20 protein-coding genes, 1 tRNA gene and 3 pseudogenes are annotated in these 26,384 nt (G+C 44.8%); 12 read left to right on the forward strand and 12 right to left on the reverse strand.

Annotated features, from left to right (window positions below; genetic code table 11):
• A complete protein-coding gene (locus JCM14374_RS13350; protein ID WP_157048925.1) occupies positions 1-150 on the forward strand; it encodes a hypothetical protein in 150 nt (49 codons plus the stop codon).
• A 43-nt stretch (positions 151-193) separates the two neighbouring features.
• On the opposite strand, the gene JCM14374_RS02780 is transcribed toward JCM14374_RS13350, so the two are convergent.
• The 5 genes and pseudogenes from JCM14374_RS02780 to JCM14374_RS02800 form a co-directional block, all read right to left on the reverse strand.
• The gene (locus JCM14374_RS02780) at positions 194-2,026 is read right to left on the reverse strand and encodes an acyl-CoA dehydrogenase family protein (protein ID WP_054693203.1); all 1,833 of its coding nucleotides are present in this window, start codon (positions 2,024-2,026) and stop codon (positions 194-196) included.
• A gap of 99 nt (positions 2,027-2,125) precedes the next feature.
• The gene (locus JCM14374_RS02785) at positions 2,126-3,490 is read right to left on the reverse strand and encodes a butyryl-CoA:acetate CoA-transferase (protein ID WP_054693206.1); all 1,365 of its coding nucleotides are present in this window, start codon (positions 3,488-3,490) and stop codon (positions 2,126-2,128) included.
• A gap of 124 nt (positions 3,491-3,614) precedes the next feature.
• A pseudogene (locus JCM14374_RS02790) lies at positions 3,615-4,795 on the reverse strand (acetyl-CoA C-acetyltransferase).
• A 36-nt stretch (positions 4,796-4,831) separates the two neighbouring features.
• Positions 4,832-5,671, reverse strand: coding sequence for a 3-hydroxybutyryl-CoA dehydrogenase (locus tag JCM14374_RS02795; protein ID WP_054693208.1), 840 nt, complete (start codon positions 5,669-5,671; stop codon positions 4,832-4,834).
• Positions 5,672-5,701: 30 nt separating this feature from the next.
• Complete coding sequence (locus tag JCM14374_RS02800; protein WP_054693211.1) at positions 5,702-6,484, reverse strand: short-chain-enoyl-CoA hydratase; 783 nt, start codon at positions 6,482-6,484, stop codon at positions 5,702-5,704.
• 779 nt (positions 6,485-7,263) lie between these two features.
• Between JCM14374_RS02800 and JCM14374_RS02805 the strand changes: the two genes are divergently transcribed.
• Together JCM14374_RS02805 and JCM14374_RS02810 are read left to right on the forward strand one after the other, a co-directional pair.
• The gene (locus JCM14374_RS02805) at positions 7,264-9,042 is read left to right on the forward strand and encodes a hypothetical protein (protein ID WP_054693214.1); all 1,779 of its coding nucleotides are present in this window, start codon (positions 7,264-7,266) and stop codon (positions 9,040-9,042) included.
• Between the two features lie 60 nt (positions 9,043-9,102).
• Complete coding sequence (locus JCM14374_RS02810) at positions 9,103-9,765, forward strand: rhomboid family intramembrane serine protease (protein ID WP_054693218.1); 663 nt, start codon at positions 9,103-9,105, stop codon at positions 9,763-9,765.
• A gap of 2 nt (positions 9,766-9,767) precedes the next feature.
• On the opposite strand, the gene JCM14374_RS02815 is transcribed toward JCM14374_RS02810, so the two are convergent.
• A complete protein-coding gene (locus JCM14374_RS02815) occupies positions 9,768-10,949 on the reverse strand; it encodes a hypothetical protein (RefSeq protein ID WP_054693221.1) in 1,182 nt (393 codons plus the stop codon).
• Positions 10,950-11,169: 220 nt separating this feature from the next.
• On the opposite strand from JCM14374_RS02815, the gene JCM14374_RS02820 reads away from it, so the two are divergent.
• From JCM14374_RS02820 to JCM14374_RS15570, 7 genes and pseudogenes are all read left to right on the forward strand, one after another.
• Positions 11,170-11,640 (forward strand): YbaK/EbsC family protein, encoded by a 471-nt coding sequence (locus tag JCM14374_RS02820; RefSeq protein ID WP_054693321.1) that lies wholly within the window; start codon positions 11,170-11,172, stop codon positions 11,638-11,640.
• Between the two features lie 76 nt (positions 11,641-11,716).
• Positions 11,717-13,745 (forward strand): annotated as a pseudogene (locus JCM14374_RS14345) (hypothetical protein); the annotation flags it as partial.
• Between the two features lie 18 nt (positions 13,746-13,763).
• Positions 13,764-15,038: a helix-hairpin-helix domain-containing protein gene (locus JCM14374_RS14350; protein WP_242848790.1), complete on the forward strand. Its 1,275-nt coding sequence runs from the start codon at positions 13,764-13,766 to the stop codon at positions 15,036-15,038.
• A gap of 191 nt (positions 15,039-15,229) precedes the next feature.
• Positions 15,230-15,481: a trp RNA-binding attenuation protein MtrB gene (gene mtrB, locus JCM14374_RS02830; protein WP_054693224.1), complete on the forward strand. Its 252-nt coding sequence runs from the start codon at positions 15,230-15,232 to the stop codon at positions 15,479-15,481.
• Positions 15,482-15,535: 54 nt separating this feature from the next.
• Positions 15,536-16,491, forward strand: a pseudogene (gene pfkA, locus JCM14374_RS02835) (6-phosphofructokinase).
• A 147-nt stretch (positions 16,492-16,638) separates the two neighbouring features.
• Entirely contained in the window at positions 16,639-17,850 is a 1,212-nt protein-coding gene (pyk, locus tag JCM14374_RS02840) for a pyruvate kinase (RefSeq protein WP_369397273.1), read from the forward strand.
• Complete coding sequence (locus JCM14374_RS15570; RefSeq protein ID WP_369397274.1) at positions 17,790-18,416, forward strand: pyruvate kinase alpha/beta domain-containing protein; 627 nt, start codon at positions 17,790-17,792, stop codon at positions 18,414-18,416. The genes pyk and JCM14374_RS15570 overlap by 61 nt, the downstream gene beginning before the upstream one ends.
• 124 nt (positions 18,417-18,540) lie before the next feature.
• Here JCM14374_RS15570 and JCM14374_RS02845 read toward each other — a convergent pair whose 3' ends face one another.
• The 6 genes from JCM14374_RS02845 to JCM14374_RS02870 all read right to left on the reverse strand — a co-directional run bounded on the left by JCM14374_RS02845 (position 18,541) and on the right by JCM14374_RS02870 (position 24,194).
• Positions 18,541-19,338 carry an enoyl-CoA hydratase/isomerase family protein gene (locus JCM14374_RS02845; protein ID WP_054693227.1) on the reverse strand — a complete coding sequence of 266 codons (798 nt, stop codon included), beginning with the start codon at positions 19,336-19,338 and terminating at the stop codon, positions 18,541-18,543.
• Positions 19,339-19,375: 37 nt separating this feature from the next.
• The gene (locus JCM14374_RS02850) at positions 19,376-20,224 is read right to left on the reverse strand and encodes a 3-hydroxyacyl-CoA dehydrogenase family protein (protein WP_054693323.1); all 849 of its coding nucleotides are present in this window, start codon (positions 20,222-20,224) and stop codon (positions 19,376-19,378) included.
• A gap of 356 nt (positions 20,225-20,580) precedes the next feature.
• Positions 20,581-22,242 (reverse strand): sigma 54-interacting transcriptional regulator, encoded by a 1,662-nt coding sequence (locus JCM14374_RS02855; RefSeq protein ID WP_054693230.1) that lies wholly within the window; start codon positions 22,240-22,242, stop codon positions 20,581-20,583.
• A gap of 78 nt (positions 22,243-22,320) precedes the next feature.
• The gene (locus tag JCM14374_RS02860) at positions 22,321-22,782 is read right to left on the reverse strand and encodes a hypothetical protein (protein WP_054693232.1); all 462 of its coding nucleotides are present in this window, start codon (positions 22,780-22,782) and stop codon (positions 22,321-22,323) included.
• Positions 22,783-23,110: 328 nt separating this feature from the next.
• A tRNA-Leu gene (locus tag JCM14374_RS02865) sits at positions 23,111-23,195 on the reverse strand.
• 231 nt (positions 23,196-23,426) lie between these two features.
• Positions 23,427-24,194: a 3-hydroxyacyl-CoA dehydrogenase gene (locus JCM14374_RS02870; RefSeq protein WP_054693235.1), complete on the reverse strand. Its 768-nt coding sequence runs from the start codon at positions 24,192-24,194 to the stop codon at positions 23,427-23,429.
• A 449-nt stretch (positions 24,195-24,643) separates the two neighbouring features.
• On the opposite strand from JCM14374_RS02870, the gene JCM14374_RS02875 reads away from it, so the two are divergent.
• Together JCM14374_RS02875 and JCM14374_RS02880 are read left to right on the forward strand one after the other, a co-directional pair.
• Positions 24,644-25,225 carry an RNA polymerase sigma factor gene (locus tag JCM14374_RS02875; protein ID WP_054693238.1) on the forward strand — a complete coding sequence of 194 codons (582 nt, stop codon included), beginning with the start codon at positions 24,644-24,646 and terminating at the stop codon, positions 25,223-25,225.
• A gap of 33 nt (positions 25,226-25,258) precedes the next feature.
• Positions 25,259-26,323, forward strand: a complete 1,065-nt coding sequence (locus JCM14374_RS02880; protein ID WP_054693241.1) for a zf-HC2 domain-containing protein — start codon at positions 25,259-25,261, stop codon at positions 26,321-26,323.
• Positions 26,324-26,384 lie beyond the last annotated feature (61 nt).

The following is a 26,384-nucleotide window of genomic DNA, read 5'->3' on the forward strand; positions in this document are numbered from 1 at the left end:
TTGAAGCAGGCGGTGGAAACTACCGAACGAGAATTATTAGAAAATGCCTTTAACCGTTATCACTCTACGTACCAGGTTGCAAGGGTATTAGAAGTAAACCAATCCACCATAGTTCGTAAGGCGGCTAAATACGGGCTTAAATTCCAATAATAAAAAAACAGCCGGGTTGTTAACCCGGCTGTTTTTTATTAGTTTACATAAAGCATTCTTCAGGCATATCGACCGCACTGGTGTCGGCAAGCTTCATGGCCTTCAGAATTCCAAATATATTGGGAACCACATTCATGACAAAGAACTTGGCGGTAGCAATTTTGCTCTTATAGAAATTGGCGTCATAATGATCTTCGCCCAGTTCAGCTAACTTCTTGGCAGCTAGGACGCCCTGCGACAGGATAAGCTTGCCGCCCAGGGTCATAGCGCCCGCATACATTGTGCGAGTGGCAAATAATTGAACCAGCTTTTGCTGATCGCCTCTCCAGCCATTGGTCATATCGACTATTTCTTTGAAAGCCGCAAAGGCTTCAGCCATCAAATCGAATTGAGCCGCGAATTCCGGAGTCTTCTCGTTAGCGATGAAATCGCCGATTTGAGCCATCCATTTGGCGAAAGGTTCACCCTTCTTCATAGTGAACTTGCGGCCGGTGAAGTCCTGTGATTGGATAAAGTTGGTGCCTTCCCACAAGGAGTAGATCTTGCAGTCGCGGGCCAGGGATGCGGGGGCGTATTCTTCCATGAAACCGTACCCTCCGTGCACCTGAATAGCTTCAGCTGTCATCTGCCATGCCATATCGGATATAAAAGCTTTACATAACGGATTCTGGATCATGAAGAAGTCTTCGGCTTCTTCTCTTTCTTCTTCCGTGGAAGCTTCTTTGGACATATCGATATAGTAATAGGAGGTGTAGATCATCGCCCGGCAGGCTTCCATCATAGACTTTTGCAGCATCAGCATGCGGCGGACGTCTTCATGTTCGATGATCCTAACGCTCGGTCCCTTGGGATTGGAAGAGTGCGGGCTCTGTACGCGCGCTTTGGCATAATCCAGAGCCGCATAGTAAGCTGCCCCGATACAACCCAGGGAGAAGATACCGGTGTTAATGCGTTCTTCGTTCATCATTTGGAACATCTGAGCCATACCTTTGCCGCGGCCGTCTACCGGACCTTCGCCGATCATCCAGCCATAGCAGTCGTTATTTTCGCCAAATGCCAGGGTGCAGGTGGCGGAACCGTGAATGCCCAGCTTGTGTTCGATACCTACGGTAGTGACATCATTCCATTTGGTAATATTGCCGTCATCATCAACCCAGAATTTGGGAACCATTAAGCAGTTAATGCCGGCGGTGCCGGGTTTGCCGTCCGGAGTTTTGGCTAATACCAGGTGAATGATGTTAGAAACGCAGTCACTGTCACCAGTGGTGATAAAGCATTTCTGGCCTTTAACTTTGTAGAGGCCGGGGGTATCGGTGGGGAAGCACTTGGTGGAAACCGCTCCGACTTCGGAGCCTGCGCCGGGTTCGGTCAGGCACATGGAACCGCCCCATTCACCAGAGTACATCTTGGGCAGGTATAGATCCTTGAACTTCTGTGCAGCGTTGTACTGGATAACAGTAGTAGCGCCCTGAGTCAGGCACCACAACATAACCATAGCCGGAGATGCCCCGGACTGCATTTCTAAAATAGGAGCATACCAGGCCAAAGGCATACGGCCTTCAACTTCACGATCGCCGAACTGCGGGCCAAGACCAGCTTCGCAAACCGTATTATAAACAGTCTTGAAAACATCAGGGCTGACTACGGCATGCTCGTTGCCGCCGACATGCTTGAAACCAATTTCATCGGCTTCTTTATTGGCCGGGCAGATTACATCTCGGCAAATCTTATAGTTTACATCCAGAAAACCGTCCAGATCATCAATTCCATAATAATCCTTGTAACCATCGCAGGACAAAAGTTTTTCCATGTCCAGCCATTCTTTCATCTGGAATTTGATGTCTCTCATCTGATAGAGATAATTATTATGCGGCAATACTATTCCCTCCATTTCTTAATCTGTTAATCAATGATAATACGACATAGTGTCAAGAAAATCCTCTATTGACACCAAACACAACAATTAGGACTAATTTTACAAAGCTATCTTCTGTGCATCCTGTTTATTGGTTCTTCTCCAGATTTTCATAGCTTCAGCCTGTTTAACCAATTCATCTCTGAATTGAGGATCAGCAATATCGATCAATCCTTCGGCCCTTTCCCAGGTGCTCTTGCCTTTCAGACAGACCTTGCCGTATTCAGTTACAATATAATGAGCTGTGGTGCGGGAGTCAGTTACAATACTGCCATTTTTTAAAGTGGGCACAATTCTGGATGCTGGCTGGCCGCCTTTGTTATAGGTTGAGGATAAACAAATAAAGCTCTTGCCGCCTTTGGAAAGATAAGCGCCCATAACAAAATCTAACTGACCACCGGTACCGCTGATATGCTTAATACCCGATGATTCCGCGCAAACCTGCCCAAAAAGGTCAACTTCAACCGCATTATTAATAGACATAAAATTGTCAATACGGCCTACTGTATAGGGATCATTGGTATAATCAACCGGATAACTAGCTACAGCGGGATTATCATTTATAAAGTCATATAACTTGTTAGTGCCTGCGCCTAACGCGAAGGATTGACGGAAACGATCTATCGATTTTCTCGCGCCGGTTATTTTTCCAGCGTTATATATATCAACAAACGCGTCTACATACATCTCGGTATGCACACCCAGATCCTTCAGATCTGATTCTGCGATCATCATACCTACTGCATTGGGCATCCCGCCGATTCCCAGCTGCAAACATGCTCCATTAGGAATTTCTTCCACAATTAATTGCGCCACCTTTGAATCAACCTCGGTGGGAGGCGCTGATCCAAGCTGAGGCAGATCAGCATTGGAACCTTCAACAATAAAATCAACCTGTGATATATGAATGGAATCTTCATAACCTCCCAGGCATCTTGGCATTTTTTCATTTACTTCTACTACTACATAATCGGATTTTTCACATACTGCGGTTTGATGCGAGGCCTGGGGACCATAGTTAAAATAACCATGTTTATCCATGGGGGCAACCTGGAAATACGCTACCGAAATACGGTCAACGTTTTCACGATAATACCTGGGGACTTCTGAATACCGGATAGGAGAGTAAAATCCACATCCCATATCGAGAATTTTACGGTCAACACCAGTACAATGCCATGAATTCCAGGTAAAATGTGCGCCGGGATTTTCGATCTTAAAAATTTCCGGCATCCATAGAGTTACACCGCCTCTAACCTTTACATCCACTAATTCTTCAGCTCTGGCAGCCAGAGCCTTATCTACGTCACGAGCATGTCCCACACACCAACCATAGTCAATCCAGTCACCTGATTTTACCAGCTTTGCTGCTTCTTCAGCACTTATAAGCTTGTTTTTGTATTCTTCCATAAATGTGCTGGCCATGATTACTAACCCTCCTTCTCCATTCAAACCCTACAACTTATTAATAAACCCTGTGCGAAATCCAAATAGGAACTTCGCACAGGCATGTTGATTTTTAGAACTTTTATAGAATCATGCGCCGCAATTACATTTCAACTATCAAGGCAGTACCCATGCCGCCGCCGATACACAGGGTGGCCAAACCGTATTTTGAACCTCTTCTCTTCATTTCAAAGAGCAGGGTGCAGAGGATACGACCGCCGGAAGCGCCAATAGGATGTCCGATAGCAATAGCGCCGCCATTTACATTTACCTTATCCATTTTATCGGCCCAGCCCATGTCACGAGCCACAGCAATAGATTGTGCCGCAAAGGCTCATTGGCTTCAATCAAATCCAAATCGTCTACGGTTAAACCGGCTTTCTGCAGAGCCTTCTTGCTGGCGGGTACAGGTCCGATACCCATAATCTTAGGATCTACGCCGCCGGAAGCATAGCTGACGATTTTAGCCAGGGGCTTGATACCCAGTTCATCAGCTTTTTCCTTGCTCATAACAATGAAACCTGCAGCGCCGTCGTTAATACCGGAAGCATTACCGGCGGTTACACTGCCGTCTTTCTTAAAGGCTGGTTTCAGTCCGGCTAATTTATCCGCCGTTGTAGCTTTGGGGAATTCATCGGTATCAAATACGATGTCACCTTTTTTGCCGGGAATAACTACAGGAACGATTTCCTCTTTGAATTTACCTTCTGCGATAGCCTTGAGAGCCAACTCCTGACTTCTAAGACCAAAAGCATCCTGTTCTTCTCTGGTTATGCCCCACTGTTCGTTGATATTTTCAGCGGTAATACCCATATGGTAATTATTGAAAGCTTCCCAGAGTCCGTCTTTAATCATGCAGTCAATCAGGGTGCCGGGACCCATACGATAACCGTAGCGGGCCTTATCCAGAGCATAAGGAGCCATGCTCATGCTTTCCATACCACCAGCCAGGATTATATCAGCATCTCCGGCTTTAATAACCTGAGCGGCCAGGCTGACAGCCTTCAAACCGGAACCGCAAACTTTATTAATGGTGAAAGCGGTAACTTCCTGGGGAATGCCGGCCTTTATCATAGCTTGACGAGCTACGTTCTGTCCTTGAGCGGCTTGCAGTACGCAGCCAAAAATAACTTCATCTAACTGATTGGCATTAATCCCAGCCCGTTTTACAGCTTCAGCCATGACGACGCTGCCCAATTGAACTGCCGGGGTATCTTTCAGGGTGCCGCCAAAATTTCCAACCGGTGTACGGCAAGCGGATACGATTACAACTTCTCTTGACATTAATTACATCCTCCTATATATTAAATTTTTCAATTTTTAATACTTAAAGAAGCCTTCGCCGGTCTTGCGGCCTAGTTTATTAGCGCGGACCATCTTAACCAGCAGCGGGCAGGGACGATATTTGGGATCGCCAAATTCTTTGTAAAGGGTTTCCATGATTTTCAGGCAGATATCCAGTCCGATCATGTCCGCTAATGCCAGAGGTCCCATCGGATGTCCGGCGCCGAACTTCATGGAAGTATCAATATCAGCCGCATTAGCTACGCCTTCCATTAAGCAGTACATACCTTCATTCAGCATAGGAATTAAAAGTCGATTTACAACAAAGCCAGGAGCTTCATTGATTTCAACCGGTGACTTGCCCATTTTTTCAGACATAGCTTTAATAGTGTCATAGGTTTCCTGGCTGGTATTAGCGCCGCGGATAACCTCGACCAGTTTCATTGCCGGAACCGGATTGAAGAAATGCATGCCGATAACCTTGTCAGATCTGTTGGTGGCGGCAGCGATTTCGGTAACGCTTAATGCTGAGGTATTGGTGGCCAGAATACATTCGGGTTTGCAAATAGCGTCCAGTTCCTTGAAGATAGATTTTTTGATGTCCATAACTTCAAGGGCAGCTTCGATAACCAAATCACAGTCTGCGGCGGCAGCCATATCAACCGTACCGGAAATTCTGCCCATTACAGCCGCTTTATCTTCTGCGCTCATTTTGCCTTTTTCAACATTTTTGCCTAAAAGCTTGTCGATACCGGCAATACCTTTATCTACAAATTCCTGTTTAATATCACGTACGATTACTTCAAATCCAGCCTGGGCAGCGGTTTGCACGATACCGGCTCCCATAGTACCTGCACCAAGTACCATTATCTTCATGCTTATAATTACCTCCTCAATATTTAGTATTTATTTTCCTGTAAAGGTAGCTTTGCGTTTTTCAATAAAAGCCTGCATCCCCTCCTTTTGATCTAAAGTTGAGAAACATAAGCCGAATAGATCGGCTTCTATAGTCATCGCCCGGTCAATATCAGTCTGGCATCCCTCATTAGCAGCGGCTTTGCTTAAACGAACCGCAATTTGCCCATTTTTGATAATCTTGCCGGCGATTTTTTTCACAGTATCCATAAGTTCCTCGGGGGCAACAACCTTGTTAACCAACCCGATCCGTAAAGCTTCATTAGCATCTATAACTTCAGCGGTAAACAGGAGCTGCTTGGCCATTCCCGGCCCTACGATACGGGGTAAGCGCTGGGTGCCGCCAAAACCAGGAGTAATCCCCAGGCCAACTTCAGGCTGTCCAAATTTAGCACTGGCGGAAGCAATACGAAAATCGCAGCACATGGCCAGTTCACATCCTCCTCCAAGGGCGAAACCGTTCACGGCTGCGATTACGGGTTTTTCCATAGCTTCAATTAAACGAAATACTTCCTGTCCCAGAGCCCCAAAAGCCCGGCCTTCCACTCCCGACAGGGGCTGCATAAAGGCGATATCAGCGCCTGCCACAAAAGCTTTGTCTCCTGCACCGGTTATTATTAGAACATCAATACCCGGGTCATCTTTTATCTCATTGACAGCGGCCTTGAGTTCGATTAAAGTATCTTGATTCAATGCATTCAAAGCTTTAGGGCGATTAATACTCAAAACAGCAATACGATCCTCTTTTTCCAAAAGCAGGTTCTGGTAAATCATATAAACCTCCCTCCATTCATTTAATAAAACTAGTTTGTTCAATTAAAAAGCTGATATCCTTGTTAATTGGTCCCCCTTTCTTAAAAAATTTGGAAAAAACACAGATTCCCCGGAACTGAGCTGCATTATTGCTGCGTGCCGGGTAAAATCTGGTGCGTGTTCAGGCAAAAATTATGAAATTATCTATTTTGAACCGAAATCATTGCTAATAATTTGCTAATAAAAAGAAGGGGAGGCTGCTATTCATGAGATGGAGTGCCGGGTTACAATGAAGTTGTGAGTGTCACTTTCACCAGAATGAATAGCAGCAAATATATAATTAAAACATTTAAGGGGGTTACATGATGATGTATTATGTTGAACAGAAGTTGCAAATTATATGCCAGCAAAATGATTATTTTTATTTCATCTAAGCCCTTAATTTGGCCGTAAATGAAGCTGAATATAACTAATATTGGAAAACAAACACGTCAAAAATGCGAAAAAGCATTACATATAATGCAATAGAGCATTAGACGGAGTGTATGCGCCAGAGTCCAACAAATTGTCAAACAATTCTTAATAAAAAAGGATTGAGTTATTAACTGATGCGAAAACGCATTAAGGGGTTATTGGATATGTAGTATAGGATTAAAAAATGCTAAATAATGACGAAAAAAATCTTGAAATATATATTAGTTATGCGTCATTTGAATTGGAGTCAAGTTTTTGGCCAATGATGACGATGAAATATGAAGAAAGCCTATTAAATAATTTATAAGGTGGAATATAAATCTGATATGAGTTTTACACGCGGAATTAAAGAAAGCATAAGCAACAACAATTACCTGTGGATGGCATTGTGGTTATTGGTGCTCATAAACTTCTACTGTTTTTTATTATTAAGCCAGGGTTTTTCAATCTGGTCTTTGCTTGTGTTTTTAATTACAGGTTCTATTGGGATATTAATAATTAAAAGGATATCATCCATCAGCACAAATCGTGAGGAAGTTAATATTGAGCAAAATCCTAGAGTCGATGAATTGATGACAGAAATTAAACCAATTTGCGATGATGTTTTTACAGATGAAATTAATGAACTCACCAGCCCTATATTGAATACGGTTAAGACAGATTTTATTACCAGCATCGCCTGGTTAAGGGAAGATTGTGATGAATTCATAAATCAAGTGGAGGGTGTAATCGGCCGTTTCCGTTATATTATTAACGCCGGGGATTCGCTGAGTGAAGGCAAGAGCAAACTTATCCAGGAAGTAATAACGAAGCAGGAAATGTTAAACATTATCCTTGAGGATATGCGCAAAGACAAAAATTCTGATTTATTGGACTTGGACGACTTTCTGCAAAGTCAGCTGTCAGCTCTGCAGAATGAAATGGCCAGGGAAAAAGATGTTTTCTACGATTATATTAAGCGTCTTTTAATGCGCTTGCTCGAAAACCAGGAAAATATTGATGTTGATGAATATTTCGATGTTGATAAGATCAGCCAGCAATTTAGAGTCATGTTAGGCAAAGCGGTTGAATCACGTCTGGCGGGTTTTCAAGACGGGATAATCCGTGAACTCGAAAATCTATCGGCTGATGTTGTGGGCAAAATGCAGAGGAACACTATGCGTTTACATAGCGTATTCAAGGATCTGGAAGAGCTTTTAGGCAAAATGAAACAGGAGAACTGGGATGGAACCAGCTTATCAATCAGACAGCTCAACGAAATGTATAATACTGGAATACAGTTAACGGAAAGGTCTGAGGAGATTATGCTCACTCTGGCCTGGCAGGATATCCTGGTGGAAAAACGCTGGCTGGAAATGAATGATCGCCTATTTACTATTCGCCAACAGGTTGCTAATGAAATGGATGAGTCTCTTATATCAATAATAAACACTAAATTAGCCGATCAGATACCAGGTTTTACCGCCCTGGCGGAAAGTGTGGACAGTGCGGTTTTTTATAAGGCCATAATGGACAGCGAAATTATATACCAATTGTATCAAAACGATAAGATGATGGATGTTATTGAGAATGGAGTATATGTTCTGCTGGAGTTTATCAGGCCGGTTGAATCGATTGCGGCGCGGGGAATTCGTCTCAGTGAGGGCGGGATCAGAAGATGCAAGGATATAAAAAATGAAGTGAAATCCGGAGAATATAATGAAGAATTCCAGAAGGTATTGTCCGCTGCTCAGAATGTAAATTCACAGCTTTTGGCGTATTTGGATGAACCTTATCCACGCGGTTTTTATGCGTTTTGTGCTTATCCTTACATAAAACAAAGACCGGATAACCTCAGCCAGGCTGCTTGGTCGGTATTTGTTGAATTAACCAGCAACCATAATCATAATGATGATATCTACCTGCTGGTAGCGTTGCTGCTGGTATTACATAAATTGAGAAACAAATACATACATCCTTTAAAAAATACTCCTCTGGAAATCGAAGATACCGATGATATCGAAATTGTTCGCTTTGCAGCCTTGAAAGCGGTGGCCATTATGCTCAACCACAATTTCAAAGGATTGACCCGCCTGAATTTTAAATCTGCCAAAGGGGAAAATTAGCCACAGATGAACGATATTGTTTATCAGCCATGGACTAATTAATGATCAAAGGAGAAAATTATGATTCCGCTTCGGGACAGCACGCCCAGCCGCCACTTTCCGGTGATTACCGTATTGCTCATTTTAATTAATTTATACATTTTTTATCAGGAAGTTATGCTGGGACCGGCCCTGGATTCAGCCCTGAGTGTTTTTGGCCTGGTGCCGGCGCGGATAGAAAAGTATCCTTATGATATATTCAGCTATCTGCCCTTTCTTAGTTCAATGTTTCTGCATGGAAGCTGGATGCATGTCATAGGCAATATGTGGACATTATGGCTTTTCGGGGATAATGTGGAGGACCAAATGGGCAAGGGACGTTTCCTGCTCTTTTATTTAATTTGCGGAGTCATTGCCGCCCTGGCCCATTATCTGGTAAACCCCGGCTCGAATGTTCCGGTAGTAGGTGCATCTGGCGCGGTAGCCGGTATAATGGGGGCTTATTTTATCATGTTTCGGCAAGCGCGTGTCTTAACTTTTATCCCCCCCTTTTTTTTAATAACCATTCCCGCCTGGGTTTTTCTGGGATTCTGGGCTTTATCGCAATTATACAGCGGTACCGCCGGTCTTTTAACCGACGGCGGCGGACAAATAGCCTTTTGGGCTCATGTGGGCGGTTTTGCCGGCGGAATGGTATTATTCAAATTATTCCTGCGCGATGATAAGGAGTCATACCAGTTGTAACACTAAGCCCTTTTTTCCTCCAATTTATCATTTACCCGTTTCAATATCTGGTCTACCTGCTCTCCGGCCTTCAGCAAGTTTTCATTGCCGGTCTGCATAAAATAAATGGTGTTTTCAATCCTTTCCTGACTGGCCTTTATTTCCAGCCAACGGGTTTCTTCCTCATAAAGATTCATGCAATCCTGCACAGTATGAGACCGGCCCGTTTCCAGGTAATAGCGAAAAGTGCTCAGGGTTTTAATATCATGGTAATTGGAGTTAATAAAAGATTTAACCAGAATAGAATTATAGATGTGGAGCTTGGCCTCAGCTTCCCGTAATTGTTCTTCAAAATACCTGATATCTTCGTAACAATGATCGAGAAATACCCTGTAATAGGTGCTCCAGTGTTCCAAAACCGTTTTGTAACGGTCACAGGCCTTTTCATATTCCCGATAGCGGATGATGTACACTTTCATGTGATGGTTGTAATTGTTCTCCTTCTCGCCGCTTTTTTTCTTGCGGTTAATGAAATTAAAGGGAATCAGGTTGCTGCTGATAGCCGTCTCGGGTTCATCTTTTTGCGGTTTATCGGGCAGACAGTCCGGTTCCAGGGGCAGCAAGTCCTTCTGCTCTACGAGAGCTTTTCGGTTTTGCAGCATTTTATTGATAAAGTTCATATGGCGATTTAGTTTTTCCACTTCCCGCAGCGCAGACAAACACATATTTATGTCTTTGATGAGTTCACTTTCGGTCCGCGCGGTCTTTTTTGCGTTTTTTCTGGTTTTATAATAGGCATGCAATTCCTGGTTGGCTTCCGGTTGATTTTTCATATCCGCAAGGATTCCCATATCCTGAGCGGTAAGCAAATTTTGCTGTGGTATCTGTGTCCGGGTTAAATAAAAACGGGTGTTGGTAAACGGGTAGTAGAAAGGGCCTATCGTTTCCAGATATTCATTAGTGATCATAGCCTCCAGGTCAGGCACAGCTCCCAAATCTCTATCGATAAAATCCATCCACTTATGCAGCGGGGCTTCCTGGTTTGGTTCTTGGGCTGCCAGCCGTTTTACTTCTAAATAGGTATTAATAGGCAGCTTTAAATAGGAGCTATAAAAATAACCTAAAACCTCATCGGGATTGTTATTTTGGAGCAGTGAAATATCAAGCCCCCAGGGATTATCTTTGTGCAGAAAACTAAAAAACACCTTTATCCATCCCCCTTAATAAATTCCAGTAATTGGTATTTTCTATATGATAACAAAAATTCCTGCTTTATAATAGAAAAAATTTATATAAATGGTAAAAACTCTTGGGGTTAAATTTATTAGCTGTGGGGTGAGATAACAGAGCACTCACCGTCTGTTTTCACAAGGAAAATAAAGCTATAATGTATAGTGAATTAGAGTTTGCGAAAGGTTGAAAAAGTTGGAAGCTATAGCAAGGGTACGAACGTATCTGCAGGAAAGAGACCCTGATTTACAGATTATTATTTTTGAGCAGGATACCAGCACGGCTGTCCTGGCGGCAGAGGCATTAGGCACCGAAGTTGGGCAGATCGCTAAATCTATTCTTTTTAAAACCAAAAATGAAGATTATTTTATGATTGTATCTGCGGGAGATATCCGAATTGACAGCAAGGCTATTCGTCAATTAGCCGGGACTAAAGCCCGCATGGCCACAGCGGATGAAGTAGCGGAGGTTACCGGATTTCATGTGGGGGGTGTCTGTCCCTTTGCTTTGCGTACTGCGGTGCCGGTTTTTCTGGATGAGAGTCTCAAACGTTATGAGATCGTATATGCTGCCGCCGGAGGCAGCAACACCGCTCTGCCCATCAGTTATGAACAATTATGTGCCATCACCGGCGGGAAACCATGTGATGTAGCTCAGAGAGGATAAGAATATGGCGTCGGGTTTTGTCCATCTGCATAATCATTCCGAATACAGCCTGCTTGACGGAGCCTGTAGGGTTAAAGCCCTGGTGGCCCGCGCCGTGGAACTGGATATGTCGGCGGTGGCTATTACCGATCATGGAGTATTATACGGCGTAATTGATTTTTACCGTGAAGCCGTTAAACAGGGTATAAAACCGATTATCGGCTGTGAAGTGTATGCAGCCCCGCGCAGCCGTCTGGATAAGGACAAATCCCTGGATGATAATCCCTATCATCTTACCCTGTTATGCAAAAACAATATTGGATACAAGAATCTGGTACAGCTTGTCAGCCGAGCACATTTGGAAGGGTTTTATTATAAGCCTCGGGTAGACCGGGAATTGTTAGAGCTTTATCATGAAGGAATTATTGCTTTGTCAGGATGTATTGCCGGGGAAATCCCCAGTCTTTTATTGGCTAATAAATATGAGGAGGCTAAACAGACGGCCTGCTGGTTCAGGGATCTGTTTGGCAGAGATAATTTTTATCTCGAAGTCCAGGATCATGGCATTTACGAAGAAAAACAGGTTTATCCCGCCATGTTAAAACTGGCTGATGAAACCGGTATTCCCTTGGTAGCTACCAATGACCTTCATTACATAAACCGTCAGGATTATACCCTGCATGATGTCTTGCTCTGTATTCAAACCGCTACCGTATTAAGTGATCCCTCCCGCATGCGTTTTCCTGGCAGCGAATTCTACATGAAAAGCGCAGCGGAAATGAAAGAGCTTTTTCCCGACCGGCCGGACCTGATTGCTAACAGCCTGGTCATTGCCGAACAATGCCAGGTGGATTTTCGTTTTGATGAATTTCATCTTCCGGCTTTTGATTTGCCCCCTGGATATACCGCAGAAACCTACCTTGATAAACTGACCCGGGAAAAGTTTGCGTTAAAATACCCCGCCGCCAGTCAAGAGCTGAAGCAGCGCCTCGATTATGAACTGGATATTATTAAGCGCATGGGTTTTGCGGCCTATTTCCTTATCGTACAGGATTTAATCAACTGGTCACGGGAGAACGGAATACCGGTGGGGCCAGGTCGCGGTTCGGCTGCCGGAAGTCTGGTTTCTTATGTTTTGAATATAACCACCATTGATCCCCTGCGTTACGGGCTCCTGTTTGAACGCTTTTTAAACCCCGAAAGGGTAAGTATGCCCGATATTGATATAGATTTTTGTTTTGAGAAACGCGACCGGGTAATTGATTATATAGTTAGAAAATATGGCGCTGATAAAGTGGCCAGATCATAACCTTCGGCACAATGGCTGCCCGGGCCGCTATTCGGGATGTCGGCCGGGTGATGGATATTCCCTATGCCGAAGTGGACAAGATCGCCAAGATGGTGCCGGCTGAACTTGGGGTTACCCTGAATCGAGCATTGGAGATATCTCCTGAACTGATGATGGCTTATAATAACGATCCCAATGCCCGCAAGCTGCTGGATCTGGCACGGGGTTTGGAAGGCATGCCCAGACATGCTTCCATACATGCCGCGGGAGTAGTGATAGGAAAGGATTCTTTGAGTACCCTCCTGCCTTTGCAGAAGACCCCGGAAGGACATGTGGTCACCCAGTTTACCAAAGAAACTGTAGAGGATATCGGCCTGTTAAAAATGGATATACTGGGGCTTAGAACCCTGACGGTTATTGACCGTGCCGTAGAGATAATTAACAGAACCAGGGGATTGGCACTGGATATAAACCATATTCCCCTGGATGACCCGGCGGTGTATGAACTGCTTAGCTCGGGCAATACCGTAGCGGTTTTCCAACTGGAAAGCGAAGGATTACGAAGATTATTGACTGAGATGAGGCCCAATCGCTTTGAGGACCTGATCGCGGTAATCGCCCTTTATCGTCCCGGTCCCCTGGGCAGCGGTATGGTAGAGGATTTTATTAACTGCAAACATAAGCGGCGCAAAATCGAATACCTGCATCCTATGCTGGAGGATATTTTGCAGGAAACCTATGGGGTGATCCTGTATCAGGAACAGGTTATGCAGGTGGCCAGCAAACTGGCGGATTTTACTATGGGCGAAGCGATGAACTGCGGCGGGCTATGGGGAAAAAGAAACCCGACGTGTTAATGGCGCAAAGGGATAAATTCGTTAATGGAGCTGTGGGGAAGGGCATTGATGGCGCGGTGGCCGCCCGGCTTTTTGATATCATGGAAAGTTTCGCCGGCTATGGTTTTAATAAAAGCCATTCAGCGGCATACGCTATGATTTCTTACCAGACAGCTTATTTAAAAACCCATTATCCCTTAGAATACATGTGTGCATTTTTAAGCAGCGTTATAGACAATCAGGACAGGGTGGTATATTACCTGAAAGAATGCCAGCGGCTGGGTATAAATGTTCTGCCGCCAGATATTAATGAAAGCTACGAAAATTTTTCAGTTGCTGCGGGAGGAATCCGTTTTGGCCTGGGAGCCATAAAAAATATAGGCATTAACGCTGTAAAACAGGTTGTGGAAATTAGAAAAACCGGTCCTTTTAGTTCTCTGTTTGATTTCTGCCGCCGGGTTGACCCGGGGCAGCTTAACAAACGTATGCTGGAAAATTTAATCGTGGCGGGCTGTTTTGATTCCCTGGGCATCACCCGCAAACAGGCCTTATCCATAATGGATGAATGTTTGAACCTGGCTTTGAAAATAAAAGAAAGTGAATCCAGCCAGCAGATGTCGCTTTTCGGTGAGGTCAGCGAATTGGTAGAAGAACCGCAGGTGGCGGTCAAGGGTGAGCTGGACAATCAGGAGAAGCTGCGACGGGAAAAAGAAGTTCTGGGTTTCTACGTTTCGGCTAATCCGCTTGATGCCTATCGGGACATACTAAGTTGTATCACGACTCATCAACTGGCTGATTTGCAAAATATTACGGAGGATGAATATGTAAGAGTGGCAGGCACAGTATTAAACCTGAATCGCCGCGTGAGCCGCAAAGGTGATAGTTATGCCCGTTTTGACCTGGAAGATCTGAGCGGGCGCATGGAAGTAATGGTTTTTCCCTCAGCGTTTCGCCAGAATATGGAGCGCTTGAACGCGGATCAGGCTGTAATTGTGGAGGGATTTCTTGATACCAGGGATGAGACTCCCAAATTGTCTTTAAGACGGCTTCAAAACCTGCCTCGTCGTTTGCGGGAACTGCACCTGCGCCTGGCGGGCGATGATTATGAAGATGAGGATAAAAAAAGGGGTATTATGGAACTTATCGCTAATAACCCCGGCGACATTGAGGTGTACCTGCACCTGCCTCCCCGCCGTGTAATTGCTTTGAACGAAAGCTTTAACGTCCAGGCCAGCCTGGCTTTAAAAAAGGAACTGGCTGCCATCTGCGGCCAAAGCAACGTATGGTACAACTAAAAGTAAATAGCCACAGATACGCACAGATTAAACACGGATGTTTTTTAACAGAATAAGGACCAATCTAAATTGTTGTTAAGAAGCAATCTAAAACGCCACCGCTGGCCGCCCGAGGGCAAATTTGTTCTTTTGGTGTTATTACAGAAAAATATCTGTTAATTTGTGGTTAATTTTATTGTGGGGGTGTATGCATGAACGAGGAATATTCGGGAGAAGACTATATTGTGGTTAAAGCGCTGGAGAATGGGGTAACCATAATGGGTCTCACCAGAGGCAGGGATACCCGGTTTCACCATACCGAAAAGCTGGACCGGGGTGAGGTAATCGTGCTCCAGTTTACGGAACATACCTCAGCCATAAAAATTCGGGGCAAGGCCGAGATTTACAGCCAGCATGGGGTAATTACCAGCGAAGGTTCTCCAGGAGGCAAAGCCACATCATAATAAGAACCGGTTAAGGCGCATGCCGCTTTTTCGTGGTTGTTCAGGAGGAGTCTCTTGCAGAGTATAGCGGTGCTTACGAGTGGTGGAGATGCCCCGGGAATGAACGCGGCCATTCGGGCCGTAGTTAGAGCCGGCATTTATCATGACTGTAAAGTCTTTGGAATATACCAGGGTTTTGAGGGCCTTATTGCCGGACAACTTTTTGAAATGTCTCTTGGTTCGGTAGCAGACATTATACACCGCGGGGGCACGATATTACGTACTTCCCGTTCACGGGCTTTCATGACTGAAGAAGGAAGGCAAAAGGCCTATAATAACCTGCGGCAAAAAGGAATAGAACACCTGGTGGTTATTGGAGGAAATGGCAGCCTGCGCGGAGCCATGGAATTGTCACGCCTGGGCATTAATAATATAGGTATACCGGCAACTATTGATAACGATGTAGTGTACACCCGTTCCATAGGTTTTGATACCGCGGTAAACACGGCCCTGGAAGCCATTAATCGTATCCGTGATACCGCCACCAGCACGGACGGGTTTTTATTATTGAGGTAATGGGCAGGCGCTGCGGTGAAATAGCGCTTTATGCCGGTGTGGCCGGCGGAGCGGAATCTATTCTCATACCGGAAATAGAACCGGATTTTGACCAGATTGTTAGCAAAATAGAAAAAGGCATTAAAAGAGGAAAATTACACAGCATAATAGTAGTGGCCGAGGGAGCTTATCCTATAATGGATCTCAAAGAAACGCTGGAGAAAAGAACCGGTCAGGATACACGTATAACTATCCTTGGACATACCCAAAGAGGCGGAACCCCCACAGCCGTTGATCGGATTCTGGCTTCCTGGATGGGAAAAGCGGCGGTGGATGCTATTTTAGACGGACACCGCAATATGATGATCGCAGGTGTTGATGAAAAAATTCATGCTATTCCCCTGGGCGAAGTTGTAAAAGGCACCCGCACCCTGGATCTTAATATGCTGGAAATCGCTCGCATGCTGTCAATTTGATTCACCACAGATAAATACAGATTTAACACTGATGAACACAGATTTCATTAGCGCAGCGAAGCACTATAATAGTTGTTAAAATCATCTGTGTGTATCTGTGAACAATCTGTGTCCATCTGTGGTTAATTCATAAACGAGGTGAATATTATGAGAAAGACCAAGATTATATGCACAATCGGGCCGGCCAGTGAGGAAGTGCCGGTTTTGCTGCAGATGATGCAGAATGGCATGAACGTGGCCCGCTTAAATTTCTCACACGGGTCTTATGAGGAACATAAAAAACGTATAGATAATGTGCGGGAGGCATCGGCTCAATTCGGGCAGCCGGTTGCTATTATGCTGGACACCAAAGGACCGGAAATCAGAACCGGAAATCTTCGCGATAAAAAGGTTAATTTAAAGAGCGGACAGACCTTCATCCTTACCACCCGGGATGTCCCTGGTGATGAAAACGAAGTCAAGATAAGCTATGACAATCTGCCGCAGGAAATGGAAATCGGCAAACATATTCTGCTGGCAGACGGACTTATTGATCTTCTGGTAGAAAGCATTAATGAAACCGATATAATTTGCCAGGTTGTCAATGGGGGTGAATTGGGGGAAAAAAAAGGGGTTAATGTACCCGGGGTAAGAATTAACCTGGCTTTTCTGAGTGATAAAGACCGAGATGACATCAATTTCGGTATTGACCAGCGGGTGGATTTCATTGCTGCTTCTTTTGTGAGAAGCGCCGAAGATGTCTTAGAGATCAGACGAATTTTAGAACAACGCGGAGCCGATATAGACATTATAGCCAAGATTGAAAGCCAGGGAGGCGTAGATAACCTGGAAGCCATAATCAATGTGGCCGACGGAATCATGGTAGCCAGGGGGGATCTGGGAGTAGAGATACCCGCTGAAGAAGTACCCCTGGTACAGAAAAAAGTAGTGGAAAAATGCAGCGCTGAAGGCAAGATAGTAATCATTGCCACTCAGATGCTGGATTCGATGATAGTGAATCCCCGTCCCACCCGGGCCGAGGTTTCCGATGTGGCCAACGCTATTTTTGAAGGCGCAGACGCTATAATGCTGTCTGGTGAAACCGCCGCCGGTAAATACCCGGTGGGAGTCGTTGAAACCATGGCCCGCATCGCCTTAAGAACCGAACAGGCCTTGCCTTATGCGGAAATACTGCGGTTACGCCGCCTGCAAGGAACCCTGTCGGTAACTGATGCTATCAGTTACGCTACCTGTACTGCGGCTATAAATCTCAAAGCCTCGGCCATTATAAGCGCCAGCCGCGGCGGGCGTACAGCAGGATGGTTGCCAAATACCGGCCCCAGGCCACTATTATTGCCGCTACCCGTTATCCGGAAGTAATGCGAAAGTTATCCATGGTTTGGGGTGTCAAACCGGTTTTAATACCGGAAACTTCAGGTACGGATGAATTATTGGAAGAATCAATTAAAGCCGCTTTAGAAGCGGGATTTATAGAATATGGCGATCTCTTAATCCTGACGGCGGGGGTGCCCAGCAGCGCAGCCGGCGGGACCAACATGATGAAAGTTCATGTGGCAGGCAAGATAATAGTTCACGGCATGGGAATCGGCAAACAGCCGGTTAGCGGCAAGGCCAGGATTATATACCACGAAGGAGATCTGAATAAAATCGAGCCTGGAGATATAATAGTAACCCCCAGTGCCCATCGTGACCTGGCGCCATACCTGGATCGTATCGGCGGATTAATAGCTGAAGAAGGCGGGCTTACGTCCAACGCGGCTATTATTGGTCTAAATGCCGGTATACCAGTTATTGTTGGAGCACCTGACGCAAGCAAAATAATAGAAGACGGACTCCTGATTACCATGATACACCTCGCGGCAAGGTTTACCAGGCATAGCCAGAGTAATATAAAAACCGGGGAGCAGCTTGTACTCCCCGGTTAAGATTCCGCTCTATTGTTCTCCTGTCATTAACTGTTTCCTGCATGGCAACGTCAGAATAAACGGTGTGAGTGGTCTATTCCCTGCTGACAGGTCACAGTGCCTAACAGGCAGTAACCGTAAATGATTATTTACCCTTAAACTCAGCTTTCCGGTTCTCCAGGAATGCAGACATGCCTTCCTTCTGATCTCCGCTGGCAAACAGCATAGACCAGCCAACCTGCTCAATGCGGCAGCCGGACTTAATATCCATATTCATGGACATATTAATAGCCTGTTTGGCTTCTCTTAAGGCCAGAGGAGATTTGCGGGCGAGTTTTCTGGCCATTTTCTTGGCAGCATCCACTACTTCTGCCTGGGGAACAACCATGTTTACGATGCCCATCTTCTCTGCTGTAGCTGCATCGAAGAAATCTCCAGTGAAGATATACTGCTTGGCCAGGCAAATGGAGGTGTTGCGCGGCATTCTCTGAGTAGCGCCGCCGCCGGGATAGATGCCCAGATTAATTTCGGGCAGGCCCAGGGTTGCATTATCGGCTACTATACGAATGTCACAGGCCATAACGATTTCCAGGCCGCCGCCCAGAGCCAGGCCGTTAACCGCCGCAATAGCCGGTTTGTGGTTGTCTTCTACCGCGAAAATAGCTCTGTGCACCTTGTCCAGGAAGTCACGAGCTTCAAAAGCGGTGTAATTGGCTACGGCTTTCAGGTCAGCACCAGCAGCAAAAGCCTGTCCTGCGCCGGTATAAACGAGAACCTTAACTTCGGGATCTTCCTGGGCCGCTACGGTGATTTCCCAGATTTCATCAAGGAATGTGGAATTAACCGCATTAAAAGCCTTGGGGCGGTTAAAGGTAACGGTCAAAATCCCCGGGTCCTCAAAGCTTACTAACATAGTCTTATATTCTTTATCTCTATATGACATTACTAAACCCTCCTACTATCCATTTCGGGAAAACATATTATTTGCTGTAGTCGTACCAGCCCTTGCCAGTCTTTCTTCCCAGCCAGCCAGCCCGGACATACTGCTTCAGAGGCAGAGCGGGGCGGTATTTGGAGTCGCCAGTCTCATGATAGAGAGTGTTGCAGACTTCCAGAGCGATGTCGATACCAACCATGTCACAGAGGGTGAAGGGACCCATCGGCCAGCCTGCGCCCAGTTTCATAGCTTTATCGATATCTTCAACGGTGGCCAGACCTTCCTGAAGAATGAAAGCAGCTTCATTCATACCGGGCAGGAGTATTCTGTTAACAACAAAGCCAGGGCCTTCTTTGACGAGTACCGGTTTTTTGCCGAGGGCTTTAGAAAGTTCCATAACAGTGTCGACGGTTTCCTGAGAGGTCTGCAGACAAGGAATGACCTCAATCAGCTTCATAACCATAGCGGGGTTGAAGAAGTGCATGCCGATAACCTTGCTGGGATCTTTATATTTAGCTGCAATTTCAGTGATAGACAGTGATGAGGTGTTAGTAGCAACAATGATTTCGTCTTTCAGGATTCCGGACAGTTTAGTGTAGACGTCCTTTTTGACATCCATGTTTTCGAAAACGGTTTCAATTACGAAATCAACATCCTTGATATCGTCGAGAACAGCGGTTCCGGTGATATTGCCTGTTACAAAATCCTTGGCGCCTGCGGGAGCCTGTCCCTTTTCTTCAGCTTTGGCCAGGCCTTTGCCTATACGAGCGATAGTTTTATCAACTATTTCCTGCTTAATATCATAGAGAACGACTTTCTTGCCTGCTCCGGCAACTGCCCAGGCAATGCCCATTCCCATAGTTCCTGCGCCCAATACTGCGATTTTATTGATTTCCATTAATAGTAACCCCCTTATATCTTTTAACTGTTTTTATGGATGTTTTCTAATCAAATGCACAATTAAGGTAATCCTTTTTTGCAAAAATTGTCGGTTATAATTCACCTCCTTTACCAGACTAATGTCGACACGGGATTGCATAATGAATATGCAATAAGCATACCAACCCGGTCGCAAAAGGCGGATCAAAGCAAGTCCCATCTGTACTGAGCTTGGTTTTCCCTGTTTGATCCATATTCAGCTTGCCAACATAGGCTGTCTCGTTTTTGCAACAGCACAACACAAAAAACCAAAATAAACTGTTTATCACGATGAGACATATTAGCCACACTGTTGCAAAATAGCGACAGTTAATTGGAACCAATTTGATATTTGTTCATTTTACGGTAAAGAACTGAACGATGGATGTTTAAGGATCTTGCTGCCTGGCTTCTATTACCCCCGCAGCGCTGCAGGGTATTAAGTATCACTTCTCTTTCATGCTGTTCCAATATGGTTTCTAAAGTGGCGCCGGCTGGAGCGCCGCCAACTGCTTTGCCGTTATTAATAATATGTGGCGGAATGTGTTCTATGTTAATTGTATCACTATCACAGAAATTTATAGCTCTTTCTAAAGTATTTTCCAGTTCACGAATATTACCGGGCCAGGCGTAGGCTTTAAAATATTCCAGTACTTCATTGCTGATTTTATTGACCCTGGTTCCTAATTGCTGGTTCAAACGCTGCAAGAGCGCTCGACTTACCTGGGCGATGTCATCTTTTCTCTCGCGCAGAGGAGGAAGATACAGAACAATCACATTTAAACGGTAATATAAATCCTGCCGGAACTTGTTTGCGGCTACCAGTTGGTCCAGGTTTTGATTTGTAGCCGCAATAACCCGTACATCAACTTTCGTGGTATGAACTGCTCCGACCCGTTCCAGTTCTTTTTCCTGCAGTACCCGCAGCAATTTGGCCTGCATGGCAAAAGACATGTCCCCAATTTCATCAAGAAAGATGGTTCCATGATTGGCCAGTTCAAACTTGCCCGGTTTGCCTTCTTTTCTAGCCCCGGTAAAGGCGCCTTCCGCATAACCGAAGAGTTCCGATTCCAGTAAAGTCTCAGGTACGGCTGCACAGTTCACCTTAATAAAGGGACCTTTTCTTCTGGGACTCATATTATGAATCGCATGCGCAAATATTTCTTTGCCAGTACCGCTTTCTCCGGTAATGAGGACCGTGGAAATGGTCTTGGCGGCACGGGTGGCCAATTCTTTTTGTTCTACCAGGGAAGCATTGTCTCCGACGATATTTTGAAAATAGTAATTTGCGGTGCCTTGATTGTATTCTTCTACAAGCTGTCCCCAGGTTCTTTCATTTCTGAATAATGGCAAGCTTTTAGCGATTATTCCTACTGGGTGTCCGTGGCGAATAATCGGCAGATAAACCAAATCAAAATAATGCCCTTTAACTGAGACACTGTCACCGGTCATGGGTTTCGCCTTAAGCAGAGCATCTTCAATCCGAGTATTTAAAAGTATTGGCGCGATTTCATCATAGAGTTCATTTTGTGATTTACTTTTGAAAAACTGATAACAAGTCTGATTAGCATAAATCAAACGTAGGTTTTCATCAAATACCAAAATGCCTTCATATGGACTCTGCATGAGTGAGTTAAAATGGGAATCTTCTATGTTATCCACAGGTTTGGCTATAGCGTAAGCCGCAAACGTATCCGGAGAAAGTTCCAGCAGCCCTTTAGTTAGAACATACTGTTCACCGTCAACGAATACCTGGTCGTATACTAAACGCTGATGATTTTCGATCATACGGTTAAATAGAAGCGATGGTTTAAGGGTATCTGCCGATTTACCCAGAATATCTTCCGCTTTAAGCTGAAAAATCTGTTCAGCCTTTTCGTTAAAGAAAATCACATTAAAAGATGTATCCGTGATCAAAATACCCTGGTCTATGTTTTGCAGAATTGGGTATAATAATAGCTCTTTAGAATGAAGTTCAATATTTAGAGACATTTTTTAAACCATCTCCTGTCCATAATGACAGCAGGTTTCAGAAGAAAAAAATAGAGCCCCATGGCTCAAATAAACGTGTTAAAAAGCCGCAGCTCTAGAACGAGTGGTTTCATTTATAATTACACGCAAAGTCCGGGAATCCAGACAACCTGTAGAAGGCAGGGAGTGAGCGCTCTGAAACTGACTGATAAACTGGTTATAATCCCCGCCTTGGGGCATACCCAGCATTTGCAGCATAGCGAGGACCTGTTCCTTTTCCTGGTCGGTTATTACCATTAATTCCTCAGAGCCATTGGTTAAGGCTGTAAAAGACTGTACCGGAACTGATATTTGATCGTCCTTTTGTTCTTCTAAACTTATTGCTTTAGCATTATCAGCTGTGTTTATGGGTTCAAGCGCAGAAGAGTGGGTTGATTGTGAGTTAACGTTTTTTAAGTGCTGCACAACAATATCAAAATTGCTGATGAAACCGACAGCAGAGCCAGCAACTACAGCCGCTGCGAGAACGAGGACAAAAAAGAATAAATAATCTTTTCTCAAATCCATTCCTCCCCCGCAATAGATAATCTAATTCTAAAATATTTTGATTTTTTTTTCAATGATAGGCAGAAAAACAGGAAAAAGCGCCTGCAAATATTCTACTGACGCTTTAGAGCTTCTATAGTTTTTTGAGATATTGATAAAACATCTGCGCGGAGTCCGCGTCCAGATCATGTAATCCCAGATCTCCCCAAATAGTAGCAAGGATTTTAAAGTCTTACAAAGATGCTCCATAAATTCCCATCATATGTAAACGAAATTAAACGTAATAGCAAAACCAAATAAAAGAACCATAAGGATTGCCCATATGGTTACAAGGTACAAGGAGTGGTGCCAGAGGTGGGACTCGAACCCACACGCCTCGCAGCACACGATTTTGAGTCGCGCTCGTCTGCCAATTCCGACACTCTGGCTTACATATTTATTTAGCAAACCTAATTATAAATGCCTCTTTTAGCCTTGTCAAGGTTGAGTCGGAGCTTGATGCGTCTTCAACATTTTTTTGTATAATCCCACAGTTGAAAAATTTGCGGCTATATCTATGGCTGTTTTTAATATACGTAAAACAGCGACCACCTAAGAGTGACCGGCTGTTTAAAATCTTACCCCCATGGATATTAATTATATTATATCTATAAATGCTCCTATTTTATGCCCATGCGGATAGCGCCATCCAGGCGGATTGCTTGAGCATTAAGATAGGGGTTCTCAACAATAGCGCAAACCAGGTGAGCAAATTCAGGGGGATCGCCCATACGTTTCGGGAAGGGAACCTGAGCGCCCAGGGAATCGCGAGCTGCCTGCGGCAGAAGCTGCATCATCGGAGTATCGAATATACCGGGGGCGATGGTGTTGCAGCGGATGCCTTCTCTGGAAAGGTCACGGGCGATAGGCAGGGTCATGGAAACTACGCCGCCTTTGGATGCCGCATAAGCAGCTTGTCCCATTTGACCGTCAAAAGCAGCTACGGAAGCGACATTAATCAAGCAGCCTCTTTCGCCTTTATCATTGGGGGTGTTCTTGGACATTTCCCAAGCTGCCAATCTCATAATATCGAAACCGCCGGTCAGGTTGATGTCGATAACCATCTTGAACCAGTCAAGATTGGTGGGGCCATCCTTGCCGATGATCTTGGAAGCGCTGCCGATGCCGGCGGCATTTACCAGGATGTCCAGTTTGCCGAATTTGTCTATGGCAGTCTTTACTGCCGCTTCGTTGTCGGGGGTGGAGGTTACATTACATTTTACAAATACTGCGTTGTCACCAAATTTGGCCGCGAATTCTTTCCCTTTTTCCTCATTCAGATCGGCCACAACGACTTTGGCTCCCTTGTCGACCAGCATTTCAACTGCTGCTGCACCCAGGCCGGATGCTCCGCCGGTAACCAGTGCTACTGAACCCTTAATATCCATTACCATTCCTCCTTAAAGTTTTTGATATACTGTACAAATTATAACAGACAAATATGGCAGCTGTTAACCCCTGTTTTAATATATGGGAATAGATATAATATATAGAAAATATAAAATTTTCAGAAAATGACACAGGGAACATCATCCATTAATCCATATAACCAAGGTTTTAAGGAAAGAAAAACCTGTAATGATATAACTAGGAGATTGCATATAAAAGGATTTTGGCATAGTGTTGTTGAAAGATTAGACTGTAAATAAGTTTATAACATTGATAAATTCTGCACGGTTGTTTTAAAATAGTTAAATTCACAATGCCTTAATTTTGCGAGCCTCTTGTCAGAGGCACAGAAGCAGGAAACGCATGCTGATAGGTTTTAAAAATATTCGGCTTAATTAGAGATAGGTTTTGCGTTGCCTGGCTTCAACTTCTGCAAAGGAGCAATTTAATGACTTCTGAAGAAATTCTGCTGCAGCGAAGTATTCAGGGTGATACCGGTTCATTTGAGGAACTGGTGGTCCAATATCAAAATAAAGTTTACGCTCTGGCTTATCGTTACATGGGTAATGAGGATGACGCCTATGACATGGCCCAGGAAGCTTTTTTAAAGGCTTTTCGTTCCCTGCGTTCGTTTAAGGGCAATTCCAGTTTTGGCACCTGGCTGTATCGTGTGACTACAAATGTATGCCTGGATGAACTAAGGCGGCGAAAACGACGAATTGCCCCGCTGTCGCTGGATGAGCCGCTGGCTACCCAGGATGGCGATGAGATGGAAAAAGAGATTGCTGATCATTCCCCAGGCGCCGACATATTATATGAACAAAAGGAATTCTCTCAATACATACAAAGCTTACTAGATGAAATGAAGCCGGAGCACAAGAGCGCTATTGTCTTACGAGACGTAATGGAACTTAGTTATGAAGAGATAGCGGAATCGCTCAATTGCTCCCTCGGAACTGTAAAATCGCGCATAAGCAGAGCGCGAGAAATTCTGAGAAAAAAGTTGATGGAGAGGGAACTTCTGCCTTAGAGTCTCGTCTAAAAACACAAGGAGGCTCGTGCTATGAGATGTGAGCAAGTGAGAGATTTGCTGTCGCCTTACATTGATGAGGTATGCAGCGAAAAAGAACATAAGATAGTAGAATCTCACCTGGCATCATGTTCGGCTTGCCGTGAGGAAGCTGAACAGCTGCGTCATGTCTTAAAGCTTATGAGCAGTCTGGATATGCCTGCTTTGCCTGCAGGTTTTGCTGAGGATCTGCATCGCAGACTGGCCGATGAAAAGGTGCTGATATTCAGACCGCCGGAAATAAAGAAACCTGTAAAACAGGGATGGATAGCAGCTGCACTGGCAGCTCTGGCCTTGGCTGGCGGGGTTTTTGCCAGCAGTGTTTTGCCGGTTGGCTCCATGGTTGCTTCCTGGCAGGACCGGATTAATCAGGATACTAACAAACCGAATGTTGCTATCAACAAGGTTTTGGATCGGGTTGTCTCGCGTGAAAAACTGGCAGTCAATAAATATGGTGACACCCCGCTCAAAGTGGCAGATAGCGCTCAGAAGGCAGCAGCTAAAGCGGGTAAAACCGATTCCACTCCAGCCAAAGACGGCGCAGCAGCCACTGATGATAATAAGCCTGTCAGCAATGTTCAAACTGTCCAGCAGCATTTTGTTAATACAATAGCCACCAGGTTGATAGTTAAAGATGCCGCCAGTTCCCTGGAACAGATCAGGCAGATGGCAGCAGCTGACGGTATCAAATACAGTTATAATTCGAACGGTGCCATTTATATGTCCGCTCAGGGTGCTCAGGGGATATCCCTGAAGGTTAAACCAGAAGATGTTAACAGGGTTATTAGTCAGTTATCTTCAGTGGGAAAAGCGACGATTCCGCTGGATGGTCAGGAGGATATCACTGATAAATTTAACGAACTGGAAAAACAGACGGCCGCAGTTAAACAAGAACGTGACGCCCTGGCGGCCAGGCCGGTAATATCTCCTGAGGAACAAGCCCGGTTGAATGATTTAAACAGCAACATGGAAAAACTGCTGCAGCAGAAAGCTGATTTAGAAAAAGAAGCCAGCCTGGTTAATATAAATATATACTTTGTAGAAGAAGTTAATCCCTAAGTGATTATAAAATTGAAAACAAAGAGGAAAGCGGATGCTTTCCTTTTTTTGTTTGTCCTGC

Origin of the sequence: Syntrophomonas palmitatica JCM 14374 (assembly GCF_001311885.1) — a bacterium.
GTDB lineage: Bacteria > Bacillota > Syntrophomonadia > Syntrophomonadales > Syntrophomonadaceae > Syntrophomonas_A > Syntrophomonas_A palmitatica.

What these genes read in the sequence shown, in the direction of transcription:
- JCM14374_RS02785 (WP_054693206.1), bottom strand. Translation starts at nt 3,490, where the DNA reads ATGGCCAGCACATTTATGGAAGAATACAAAAACAAGCTTATAAGTGCT.
- JCM14374_RS02795 (WP_054693208.1), bottom strand. Translation starts at nt 5,671, where the DNA reads ATGAAGATAATGGTACTTGGTGCAGGTACTATGGGAGCCGGTATCGTG.
- JCM14374_RS02800 (WP_054693211.1), bottom strand. Translation starts at nt 6,484, where the DNA reads ATGATTTACCAGAACCTGCTTTTGGAAAAAGAGGATCGTATTGCTGTT.
- JCM14374_RS02805 (WP_054693214.1), top strand. Translation starts at nt 7,264, where the DNA reads ATGAGTTTTACACGCGGAATTAAAGAAAGCATAAGCAACAACAATTAC.
- JCM14374_RS02810 (WP_054693218.1), top strand. Translation starts at nt 9,103, where the DNA reads ATGATTCCGCTTCGGGACAGCACGCCCAGCCGCCACTTTCCGGTGATT.
- JCM14374_RS14350 (WP_242848790.1), top strand. Translation starts at nt 13,764, where the DNA reads ATGGCGCAAAGGGATAAATTCGTTAATGGAGCTGTGGGGAAGGGCATT.
- mtrB (WP_054693224.1), top strand. Translation starts at nt 15,230, where the DNA reads ATGAACGAGGAATATTCGGGAGAAGACTATATTGTGGTTAAAGCGCTG.
- pyk (WP_369397273.1), top strand. Translation starts at nt 16,639, where the DNA reads ATGAGAAAGACCAAGATTATATGCACAATCGGGCCGGCCAGTGAGGAA.
- JCM14374_RS15570 (WP_369397274.1), top strand. Translation starts at nt 17,790, where the DNA reads ATGGTTGCCAAATACCGGCCCCAGGCCACTATTATTGCCGCTACCCGT.
- JCM14374_RS02845 (WP_054693227.1), bottom strand. Translation starts at nt 19,338, where the DNA reads ATGTCATATAGAGATAAAGAATATAAGACTATGTTAGTAAGCTTTGAG.
- JCM14374_RS02855 (WP_054693230.1), bottom strand. Translation starts at nt 22,242, where the DNA reads ATGTCTCTAAATATTGAACTTCATTCTAAAGAGCTATTATTATACCCA.
- JCM14374_RS02870 (WP_054693235.1), bottom strand. Translation starts at nt 24,194, where the DNA reads ATGGATATTAAGGGTTCAGTAGCACTGGTTACCGGCGGAGCATCCGGC.
- JCM14374_RS02875 (WP_054693238.1), top strand. Translation starts at nt 24,644, where the DNA reads ATGACTTCTGAAGAAATTCTGCTGCAGCGAAGTATTCAGGGTGATACC.
- JCM14374_RS02880 (WP_054693241.1), top strand. Translation starts at nt 25,259, where the DNA reads ATGAGATGTGAGCAAGTGAGAGATTTGCTGTCGCCTTACATTGATGAG.